We start from the raw sequence: 9149 nt of genomic DNA, 5'->3' as shown, positions 1-9149 counted from the left end.
GGTATTAGCGCGCCTCCTGTTGGACCGGCAGTGCCCTTGGGCAGACGCGGTGCGCAGAAACACCAGGGACCCATTCGGGGTTTCTGGCTGAAAAGGCTCTCGCCGGGCAACCAGCGCGAGCCTCTCGTTTTTTGCGGACTTGTGCGTATCCGGACGTCTTTCGAGGCGTTTGGGCTGGTCTTTGAAATGGTTCGAGATCACGCGGACGGGCCGCCGTCTGTTGGGAATGAAAGAGCGATATGGATCGTCAGAACATCCGCATCCGGCTCAAGGCCTTTGACCACCGCGTGCTGGACCATTCCACGCGCGAGATCGTCAATACGGCCAAGAGGACCGGCGCGACCGTCCGGGGGCCGATCCCCCTGCCGACGTTGATCGAGAAATTCACCGTGAACCGCTCGCCCCACGTCGACAAGAAGTCGCGCGAGCAGTTTGAAATCCGCACGCACAAGCGCGTGCTCGATATCGTCGACCCCACCCCGCAGACCGTGGACGCGCTCATGAAGCTCGACCTGTCCGCCGGTGTGGACGTCGAGATCAAGCTGTAAGGGGATCGAACCGATGCGTACCGGATTGATCGCCAAGAAACTTGGCATGACCCGCTTCTTCGACGAAGCCGGCCAGCACGTCCCCGTCACTGTTCTGTCGCTCGACGGCTGCACCGTGACCGGTCACAAGACCCAGGACCGTGACGGCTACGTCGCTCTCCAGCTCGGCGCTGGCGCGAAGAAGCCGAAGAACACCTCCAACGCCATGCGTGGCCACTTCGCCAAGGCTCAGGTCGAGCCGAAGCGGATCGTCACCGAATTCCGCGTCGACGAAGACGCTCTGATCGATGTGGGCGCGGAGTTCACCGCCGACCACTTCGTCGCCGGCCAGAAGGTCGACATCCAGGGCATCACCGTCGGTAAGGGTTTCGCCGGCGCCATGAAGCGCTGGAACTTCGGCGGCATGCGCGCCACCCACGGTGTCTCGGTCTCGCACCGGGCCCACGGTTCGACCGGTCAACGGCAGGACCCGGGCAAGACCTTCGCGGGCAAGAAGATGGCTGGCCACCTCGGTCAGGAAACCGTCACCACCCTGAACATCACCGTCTGGAAAGTGGACGCCGAGCGCGGCCTGATCCTGGTGAAGGGCGCCGTTCCCGGTTCGGAAGGCTCCTACGTGAAGATCCGCGACGCGGTTAAGTCCGCCCGCCCTGAAGAAGCTCCGGTCCCCGGCGCCTTCCGCAAGGCCGGCCAGGAAGCCGCCGCCGCTCCCGCTGAAACCCCCGCTGAAGAGGCTCCGGCCGCCGAAGCGTCGGCCGAGGGTGCTGAATAATGAAAATCGACGTCATCAAACTGGACGGCGGCAAGGCCGGCTCCGTTGACCTCGACGACGCCATCTTCGGCATCGGCGAGATCCGCGGCGACATCCTGCAGCGCGTCGTGACCTGGCAGCTGGCCAAGCGCCGCGCCGGGACCCACAAGATCCAGGTCCGGAACGAAGTCTCCCGGACCTCGAAGAAGATGTACAAGCAAAAGGGCACCGGCGGCGCTCGTCACGGTTCGCGCCGTGCCGCGCAGTTCGTTGGTGGCGCCAAGGCCCACGGTCCGGTCGTTCGCAGCCATGCGTTCGATCTGAACAAGAAGGTCCGCGCCCTCGCTCTCCGTCATGCGCTTTCCTCGAAAGCCAAGGACGGTTCGCTGGTCATCCTCGACAACGTCACCCTGACCGAAGCCAAGACGGCCGCTCTGCGCGCCACCCTGGGCGGCCTGGGTCTGACCAACGCTCTGGTCATCGCCGGTCCGGAAGTGGACGCCAACTTCAAGCTGGCCGCCCGCAACATTCCGAACATCGACGTGCTGCCGAACGCCGGCCTGAACGTCTATGACGTGCTGCGCCGCCAGAAGCTGGTTCTGACCAAGGCGGCGATCGAGGCTATCTCGGCTCGCTTCTCCGATCAGAAGGAAGCCGCGTAATGGCCGTCACCGCTCGTCACTACGACACCATCCTGGCCCCGGTGATCACCGAAAAGGCTACGATCCTGTCGGAACAGAACAAGGTGGTCTTCCGCGTTGCCGATACGGCGACCAAGGACGAGATCGCCGCCGCCGTTGAAGCCCTGTTCAAGGTCACGGTCACCAAGGTCAACACCCTGAACGTCAAGGGCAAGACCAAGCGTTTCCGTGGTCGGATCGGTCGTCGCAACGACGTCAAAAAAGCCATCGTGACCCTGGCCGAAGGCCAGTCGATCGACATCACCACGGGGCTCTAAGTCATGGCCTTGAAGCAATTCAAACCGACCTCTCCGTCGCGTCGCCAGCTGGTGCTGGTCGACCGTTCGGAGCTCCACAAGGGTCGCCCGGAAAAGAGCCTCGTCGAGGGTCTGACCAAAAAGGGCGGCCGTGGCGGCGGTGGCCGGATCGCCGTCCGCTTCCGCGGCGGCGGCGCCAAGCGCCTGTACCGCATCATCGACTTCAAGCGTCGCAAGTTCGACGTCGCGGCGACGGTCGAGCGCATGGAATACGATCCCAACCGGTCGGCCTTCATCGCCCTGATCAAGTACGCCGACGGCGAGCTGAGCTACATCCTGGCTCCGCAGCGCCTCAAGGTCGGTGACGAAGTCATCGCCTCGGCCAAGGTCGACGTGAAGCCCGGCAACGCCGCTCCCCTGAGCGGTCTGCCGATCGGCACGATCATCCACAATGTCGAGCTGAAGCCCCTCAAGGGCGGTCAGATCGCCCGTTCGGCTGGCGCCTACGCCCAGCTGGTCGGTCGTGACGCCGGCTACGCCCAGATCCGCCTGCAATCGGGCGAGCTGCGCATGGTCCAGGACAGCTGCATGGCCACGGTCGGTTCGGTGTCAAACCCGGACCACATGAACCAGAACCTCGGCAAGGCTGGTCGCGTTCGTCACATGGGCTTCCGCCCGCACGTTCGCGGCGTTGCCATGAACCCGGTCGACCACCCCCACGGCGGCGGCGAAGGCCGCACCAGCGGCGGTCGCCACCCGGTGACCCCGGCTGGTAAGCCGACCAAGGGCGCCAAGACCCGCGTGAACAAGGCCACGGATAAGTTCATCATCCGTAGCCGTCACAAAGCCAAGAAGGCCCGCTAGAGATGACCCGTTCCGTTTGGAAAGGTCCGTTCGTCGACGGCTACCTGCTGAAGAAGGCCGATACGGCCCAAGCCAGCGGCCGCAAGGACGTGATCAAGATCTGGTCGCGTCGCTCGACCATCATGCCGCAGTTCGTCGGTCTGACGTTCGGCGTGCACAACGGCCAGAAGCATGTGCCCGTGATCGTGTCGGAAGACATGGTCGGCATGAAGTTCGGTGAATTTGCGCCCACGCGTAACTTCCCGGGCCACGCGGCCGACAAGAAGGCCAAGAGGAAGTAGCGATGAGCAAGCCCAAGACTCAACGCCGCCTTCCCGGCACCGAAGCGATGGTCAAGCTGCGCACCCTGCGCACCTCGGCCCGCAAGCTGAACCTGGTCGCCCAGTCGATCCGCGGCCTCCGGGTCCAGCGGGCGCTGAACGAGCTGGAATTCAGCCACAAGCGCATCGCCAAGGACGTCCGCAAGGCGCTGTACTCGGCCATCTCCAACGCCGAGAACAACCACAACCTCGACATCGACAGCCTGGTCGTCGCCGAAGCGTTTGTGGGCAAGAACCTGATCATGAAGCGTTTCTCGCCGCGCGCTCGCGGCCGGGCTTCGCGGATCGAGAAACCGTTTTCCGAGATCACCATCGTGGTCCGCGAGCTGGGTGAGGCCGCCTGATGGGTCAGAAAGTCAATCCGGTCGGGCTTCGCCTCGGCATCAACCGCACCTGGGACAGCCGTTGGTTCGCCGACGGCGCCGAGTACGGTCGTCTCCTGCACGAAGACATCAAGGTCCGTCGTGAGCTGAAGAAGCGCCTGTACCAGGCCGGTATCTCGCGCATCATCATCGAGCGTCCGCACAAGAAGTGCCGGGTCACGATCTATGCCGCCCGTCCGGGCGTCATCATCGGCAAGAAGGGCGCCGATATCGACAAGCTCCGCAAGGACCTGTCGGCCCTGACCAACGCCGAAGTGCACCTGAACATCGTCGAGATCCGCAAGCCGGAAACCGACGCCCAGCTGGTGGCCGAGAACATCGCCCAGCAGCTCGAGCGCCGGGTCGCCTTCCGCCGCGCCATGAAGCGCACGATGCAGTCGACCATGCGTCTGGGCGCCAAGGGCGTTCGGATCAACGTGGCCGGCCGTCTCGGTGGCGCTGAAATCGCCCGGATGGAATGGTACCGCGAGGGTCGCGTTCCGCTGCACACCCTGCGTGCGGACATCGACTACGGCTTCGCTGAAGCCAAGACCACCTACGGCATCATCGGCGTGAAGACCTGGATCTTCAAAGGCGAAGTGCTGGATCACGATCCCATGGCCCTGGACAAGCGTCTGGCCTCGGAATCGGGCCCCGCCGGTGAAGGCGGCGGACGTGACCGTGACGACCGTGGCCCCCGTGGCCCGCGTCGCGACCGCGGCCGTGGAGCTGAGGCTTAAACGACATGCTGTCTCCGAAGAAAACCAAGTACCGGAAGGCCTTCAAGGGCCGGATCCACGGCACCGCCAAGGGTGGCACCCTGCTGAACTTCGGTTCGTACGGCCTGAAGGCCGTCGAGCCGGAGCGCATCACGGCTCGCCAGATCGAAGCGGCCCGCCGCGCGATCACCCGCCACATGAAGCGCCAGGGCCGCGTCTGGATCCGGATCTTCCCGGACCTGCCGGTCACCGACAAGCCGGCTGAAGTCCGGATGGGTAAGGGCAAGGGCGCCGTGGATTACTGGGCCGCTCGCGTTCACCCCGGCCGGATCATGTTCGAAATCGACGGCGTCGCCGACGATATCGCCCGTGACGCCCTGAAGCTCGGCGCTGCCAAGCTGCCGATCAAGACCCGCATCGTCACGCGTATCGACGCTGGCGTCGGCGCGGAGCACTAGAGATGAAGATCGATCAAATCCGGGCGATGACGCCCGACCAACTGGCCGAAAGCCTGCTGAACCTGAAGAAGGAGCAGTTCAACCTGCGCTTCCAGGCGGCGACCGGCCAGGTGGAAAAGACCCACCGCGTCAACGAGATCCGCAAGGATATCGCCCGCATCAAGACCGTGCTCCGCACCAAGCAAGCGGCGTAGGGAGAGGACAGATGCCTAAACGTATTCTCGAAGGCCTCGTCGTCTCCGACAAGGGCGACAAGACCGTTGTTGTGAAGGTCGAGCGGACCATTCTGCACCCCGTGCTGAAGAAGACCGTTCGTCGTTCGAAGAACTACCACGCGCATGACGAAGCCAATGCCTACAAGGCCGGCGAAGTCGCTCGCATCATCGAGTGCGCACCGAAGTCCAAGCTGAAGACCTGGGAAGTGCTTCCCAAGGCTTCGGCGTAATCTGGAAGGTTTGAACCATGATCCAGATGCAAACTAACCTGGAAGTCGCCGATAATTCCGGCGCCCGCCGGGTCATGTGCATCAAGGTGCTCGGCGGGGCCAAGCGCCGCTACGCGCACGTCGGTGACAAGATCGTTGTCTCCGTGAAGGAAGCCATCCCGCGCGGCCGCGTGAAGAAGGGTGATGTGCTGCAAGCCATCGTCGTTCGCACGTCTTCGGCCATCAAGCGCAAGGACGGTTCGGTGATCCGCTTCGACAAGAACGCGGCCGTCATCGTGAACAAGCAAGCCGAGCCGATCGGCACCCGGATCTTCGGACCGGTTCCGCGCGAACTCCGCGCCAAGAACCACATGAAGATCATCAGCCTGGCTCCGGAGGTCCTGTAATGGCCGCGAAGATCAAGAAGGGCGACAAGGTTGTCGTTCTGACGGGCAAGGACAAGGGCAAGACGGGTAACGTCGTGCGCGTCCTCCCGAAGGAAAGCCGCCTGGTCGTCGGCGGGATCAACATGGTCCAGCGCCACACCAAGCCGACCCAGGGCGACCCCCAGGGCGGCATCAAGAACAAGGAAGCGCCGCTGCACGTTTCCAACGTCGCCATTGTCGATGGCAACGGTAAGCCGACCCGCGTCGGTTTCCGCATCGACGGCGACAAGAAAGTGCGCGTCGCCAAGAGCACCGGTGAGGTGATCAATGGCTGATCAAGCTTATACGCCCCGGCTGAAGTCCGAGTATCGCGAGCGCATCCGCGCCGTGATGAAGGAGCAGTTCGGCTACACCAACGAGATGCAGATCCCCAAGCTCGACAAGATCGTCGTGAACATGGGCATCGGCGAAGCGGTTGCCGACTCCAAGAAGGCCGTCGCGGCCATGAAGGACCTGGCGGCCATCACCGGTCAAAAGCCGATGCCGACCAAGGCTCGTCTCTCCGTCGCCCAGTTCAAGGTGCGCGAAGGCATGACCGTGGGCGCCAAGGTGACCCTGCGGGCCGACCGCATGTATGAGTTCCTGGACCGTCTGATCACCATCGCGCTGCCGCGGGTGAAGGACTTCCGTGGCCTCAACGGCAAGAGCTTCGATGGTCGCGGCAACTACGCCATGGGTCTGAAGGAACACATCGTGTTCCCGGAGATCAACTACGACGAAATCGATCAGATGTGGGGCATGGACATCATCGTCTGCACCACGGCCCGGACCGATCAGGAAGCCAAGGCTCTCCTGAAAGAGTTCCAATTCCCGTTCACCTCGTAAGCGGGAAGGAAAAGAACCATGGCTAAGAAAAGCGCCGTCAACCGCAACGAAGCCGTCAAGGCCCTCGTGAAGCAGCTCGCCGCCAAGCGCGCCGACCTGAAGAAACAGGCCAACGACGAGAGCCTGCCGCTGGAAGAACGCTTCGAGGCTCGCCTCAAGCTCGCCAAGCTTCCGCGCAGCTCTTCCGCGACGCGCATCCGCAACCGTTGCGAAGTCACCGGGCGCCCGCGCGCCTACTACCGCAAGCTCAAGATGAGCCGGATCGCGCTGCGGGAGCTTGGCTCCGCTGGCCAGATCCCCGGCCTCGTCAAGTCGAGCTGGTGAGGACCATCAGATGTCGATGAACGATCCCCTGAGCGATCTGATCGCCCGTATCAAGAACGCCGCCATGCGCAAGCGCGGCAAGGTCTCGACGCCCGCGTCGAAGCTCCGCGCGCGCGTCCTGGATGTCCTGGCCGATGAAGGCTACATCCGCGGCTATTCGCTGGTTGAGAAGCCGGGAGCCTTCCCGGAGTTCGAAATCGAGCTGAAGTACTTCGACGGCCAGCCGGTCATCGCGGAAATCGCCCGCGTGTCCAAGCCCGGCCGCCGCGTGTACAGCTCGATCAAGGACCTGAAGCCGATCAAGAACGGCCTCGGTATCTCGATCCTGTCCACTCCCAAGGGCGTCATGTCCGACAACGCGGCGCGCGACGCCAACGTTGGCGGCGAAGTCCTCTGCAGGGTCTACTAAGATGTCCCGGATTGGCAAGAAACCCATCACGATCCCGTCGTCCGTGACTCTCACGGTCGATGGTCAGACGATCTCGGTCAAAGGCCCGAAGGGACAGCTGTCCTGGACGGTGATCGACGACGTCGTGATCACCCACGAAAACGGCGAACTCACCCTGGCCCCGCGCGACGACACCGCTCGCGCCCGGTCGATGTGGGGTCTGTCGCGCACCCTGGTCGGCAACATGGTCACGGGCGTCACCGAAGGCTTCGAGCGCAAGCTCGAGCTGGTCGGCGTCGGTTACCGCGCCGCCCTGAAGGGTGATGCGCTGTCGCTGCAGCTCGGCTTCAGCCACGACGTCGACGTCCCGCCGCCCGCCGGCGTGACATTCGCCGTGCCGAAGCAGACCGAAATCACGATCAGCGGGATCGACAAGCAGGCGGTTGGTGAAATCGCTTCGAAGATCCGCCGCCTGCGTCCGCCGGAGCCCTACAAGGGCAAGGGCGTCCGCTACGCTGGCGAAAAGGTCCGCCGCAAGGAAGGCAAGAAGAAGTAAGCCATGCCGCTCTCTCCCTCTGAAATCACCAAGCGCCGCGCGACCCGCATCCGCAGCCGCCTCAAGAAGGTCGGCAACGGTCGTCCGCGCCTCACGGTGTTCCGCTCGTCGAAGAACATCTACGCCCAGGTCATCGACGACCTGCGCGGCGTCACCCTGGCCGCCGCCTCCACCCTCGAGGGTGAAGGCAAGTCGGGCGGCGACAAGGATGCCGCCGCCAAGGTGGGCAAGCTGGTCGCCGAGCGCGCCATCGAAAAGGGCGTCAAGGACGTCGTCTTCGATCGTGGCGGTCACATCTTTCACGGCCGGATCAAGGCGCTGGCTGACGCCGCGCGTGAAGCCGGCCTGAACTTCTAAGGATCGATCATGGCTCGTGAACAACAACGCGGTGATCGCCGCGACCGCCGCGACCGGCCCCAGGAAGACGGTCCCGAAAGCGACATCGTCGAGAAGCTGGTCCACATCAACCGCGTCGCCGCCACCGTGAAGGGCGGCCGTCGCTTCAGCTTCGCCGCTCTGATGGTCGTCGGTGACCAGAAGGGCCGCGTGGGCTTCGGTCATGGCAAGGCGCGTGAAGTGCCGGAAGCCATCCGCAAGGCCACCGAGGAAGCCAAGAAGTCGATGATCCGCGTTCCCCTGCGGGAATCCCGGACCCTGCACCACGACGGCAATGGCCGTTGGGGCGCTGGCAAGGTGATGGTCCGCTCGGCGCCTCCCGGCACCGGCATCATCGCCGGTGGTCCGATGCGCGCGGTTCTGGAAACCCTGGGCGTTCAGGACGTGGTCGGCAAGTCGACCGGCTCCTCAAACCCCTACAACATGGTTCGCGCCACCTTCGAAGCTTTGAAGGTGCAGTCGTCGCCCCGCCAGATCGCCGCCAAGCGCGGCAAGAAGGTCAGCGACGTCCTGAGCCGCCGCGCCGACGGGGCTTCGGCCGCGCCGGAAGCTGTCGAGGGCTAAGACATGGCCGAGAAGAAGACCGTCACCATCCGCCAGACCGGCAGCCCGATCCGTCGGAACGCCATCCAACGCGCCACCCTGGCCGGCCTGAAGCTGAACAAGCTGGGCCGCGTCTCCACCCTGGAGGACACCCCCTCCGTCCGTGGCATGATCCTCAAGGTCCGCCACATGGTGGAAGTGGTCGACTAAGACCGCTATAGAGCTGCGAAACGCCTTCCCCGAAAGGGGAGGGCGCTTTCTCATTTTTACATCCAGCCGAGTCCGGGG

The 9149-nt window shown here is 64.0% G+C and carries 20 protein-coding genes; all 20 read left to right on the top strand.

Features of this window, described 5'->3' with window-relative positions; translation table 11 throughout:
• The first annotated feature begins 239 nt into the window (after window positions 1-239).
• From rpsJ to rpmD, 20 genes are read left to right on the top strand one after another with little or no spacing between them, the layout of a single operon-like run.
• Window positions 240-548 carry a 30S ribosomal protein S10 gene (gene rpsJ / locus AC2YG9_RS12960; protein WP_004616952.1) on the top strand — a complete coding sequence of 103 codons (309 nt, stop codon included), beginning with the start codon at window positions 240-242 and terminating at the stop codon, window positions 546-548.
• Between the two features lie 13 nt (window positions 549-561).
• Complete coding sequence (rplC, locus tag AC2YG9_RS12955; RefSeq protein ID WP_487298390.1) at window positions 562-1320, top strand: 50S ribosomal protein L3; 759 nt, start codon at window positions 562-564, stop codon at window positions 1318-1320.
• On the top strand, window positions 1320-1961 hold the full coding sequence (gene rplD / locus AC2YG9_RS12950) for a 50S ribosomal protein L4 (protein WP_487298389.1): 642 nt from the start codon (window positions 1320-1322) through the stop codon (window positions 1959-1961). The genes rplC and rplD overlap by 1 nt, the downstream gene beginning before the upstream one ends.
• Window positions 1961-2257 carry a 50S ribosomal protein L23 gene (locus AC2YG9_RS12945; RefSeq protein WP_487298388.1) on the top strand — a complete coding sequence of 99 codons (297 nt, stop codon included), beginning with the start codon at window positions 1961-1963 and terminating at the stop codon, window positions 2255-2257. Before rplD ends, AC2YG9_RS12945 begins: the two co-directional genes overlap by 1 nt.
• Before the next feature lie 3 nt (window positions 2258-2260).
• Window positions 2261-3100 carry a 50S ribosomal protein L2 gene (gene rplB, locus AC2YG9_RS12940; protein ID WP_487298387.1) on the top strand — a complete coding sequence of 280 codons (840 nt, stop codon included), beginning with the start codon at window positions 2261-2263 and terminating at the stop codon, window positions 3098-3100.
• Window positions 3101-3102: 2 nt separating this feature from the next.
• The gene (gene rpsS, locus AC2YG9_RS12935; RefSeq protein WP_271068537.1) at window positions 3103-3381 is read left to right on the top strand and encodes a 30S ribosomal protein S19; all 279 of its coding nucleotides are present in this window, start codon (window positions 3103-3105) and stop codon (window positions 3379-3381) included.
• Window positions 3382-3383: 2 nt separating this feature from the next.
• Entirely contained in the window at window positions 3384-3764 is a 381-nt protein-coding gene (rplV, locus tag AC2YG9_RS12930; protein ID WP_487298386.1) for a 50S ribosomal protein L22, read from the top strand.
• Complete coding sequence (gene rpsC / locus AC2YG9_RS12925) at window positions 3764-4522, top strand: 30S ribosomal protein S3 (protein ID WP_487298385.1); 759 nt, start codon at window positions 3764-3766, stop codon at window positions 4520-4522. The genes rplV and rpsC overlap by 1 nt, the downstream gene beginning before the upstream one ends.
• 5 nt (window positions 4523-4527) lie before the next feature.
• The gene (gene rplP, locus AC2YG9_RS12920; RefSeq protein ID WP_271068540.1) at window positions 4528-4959 is read left to right on the top strand and encodes a 50S ribosomal protein L16; all 432 of its coding nucleotides are present in this window, start codon (window positions 4528-4530) and stop codon (window positions 4957-4959) included.
• Window positions 4960-4961: 2 nt separating this feature from the next.
• Window positions 4962-5153, top strand: a complete 192-nt coding sequence (gene rpmC / locus AC2YG9_RS12915; protein ID WP_271068541.1) for a 50S ribosomal protein L29 — start codon at window positions 4962-4964, stop codon at window positions 5151-5153.
• Window positions 5154-5164: 11 nt separating this feature from the next.
• The gene (rpsQ, locus tag AC2YG9_RS12910) at window positions 5165-5404 is read left to right on the top strand and encodes a 30S ribosomal protein S17 (RefSeq protein ID WP_487298384.1); all 240 of its coding nucleotides are present in this window, start codon (window positions 5165-5167) and stop codon (window positions 5402-5404) included.
• 17 nt (window positions 5405-5421) lie between these two features.
• Window positions 5422-5790, top strand: a complete 369-nt coding sequence (gene rplN / locus AC2YG9_RS12905; RefSeq protein WP_487298383.1) for a 50S ribosomal protein L14 — start codon at window positions 5422-5424, stop codon at window positions 5788-5790.
• Window positions 5790-6104: a 50S ribosomal protein L24 gene (gene rplX, locus AC2YG9_RS12900; RefSeq protein ID WP_487298382.1), complete on the top strand. Its 315-nt coding sequence runs from the start codon at window positions 5790-5792 to the stop codon at window positions 6102-6104. The genes rplN and rplX overlap by 1 nt, the downstream gene beginning before the upstream one ends.
• A complete protein-coding gene (gene rplE / locus AC2YG9_RS12895) occupies window positions 6097-6654 on the top strand; it encodes a 50S ribosomal protein L5 (protein ID WP_487298381.1) in 558 nt (185 codons plus the stop codon). Before rplX ends, rplE begins: the two co-directional genes overlap by 8 nt.
• An 18-nt stretch (window positions 6655-6672) precedes the next feature.
• Window positions 6673-6978 (top strand): 30S ribosomal protein S14, encoded by a 306-nt coding sequence (rpsN, locus tag AC2YG9_RS12890; RefSeq protein WP_271068545.1) that lies wholly within the window; start codon window positions 6673-6675, stop codon window positions 6976-6978.
• A gap of 10 nt (window positions 6979-6988) precedes the next feature.
• The gene (rpsH, locus tag AC2YG9_RS12885) at window positions 6989-7387 is read left to right on the top strand and encodes a 30S ribosomal protein S8 (protein WP_487298380.1); all 399 of its coding nucleotides are present in this window, start codon (window positions 6989-6991) and stop codon (window positions 7385-7387) included.
• Between the two features lies 1 nt (window position 7388).
• Window positions 7389-7922 carry a 50S ribosomal protein L6 gene (gene rplF / locus AC2YG9_RS12880; RefSeq protein WP_487298379.1) on the top strand — a complete coding sequence of 178 codons (534 nt, stop codon included), beginning with the start codon at window positions 7389-7391 and terminating at the stop codon, window positions 7920-7922.
• 3 nt (window positions 7923-7925) lie between these two features.
• Window positions 7926-8279: a 50S ribosomal protein L18 gene (rplR, locus tag AC2YG9_RS12875; protein WP_487298378.1), complete on the top strand. Its 354-nt coding sequence runs from the start codon at window positions 7926-7928 to the stop codon at window positions 8277-8279.
• A 9-nt stretch (window positions 8280-8288) separates the two neighbouring features.
• On the top strand, window positions 8289-8882 hold the full coding sequence (gene rpsE / locus AC2YG9_RS12870) for a 30S ribosomal protein S5 (RefSeq protein ID WP_271068549.1): 594 nt from the start codon (window positions 8289-8291) through the stop codon (window positions 8880-8882).
• Between the two features lie 3 nt (window positions 8883-8885).
• Window positions 8886-9071 (top strand): 50S ribosomal protein L30, encoded by a 186-nt coding sequence (gene rpmD / locus AC2YG9_RS12865; RefSeq protein WP_487298377.1) that lies wholly within the window; start codon window positions 8886-8888, stop codon window positions 9069-9071.
• The last annotated feature ends 78 nt before the right edge of the window (window positions 9072-9149 follow it).

Source organism: Caulobacter sp. SRI_014, from assembly GCF_057586315.1.
Note: the sequence above shows the minus strand (reverse complement) of the source record. Positions and strands in the feature narration are given on the sequence as shown.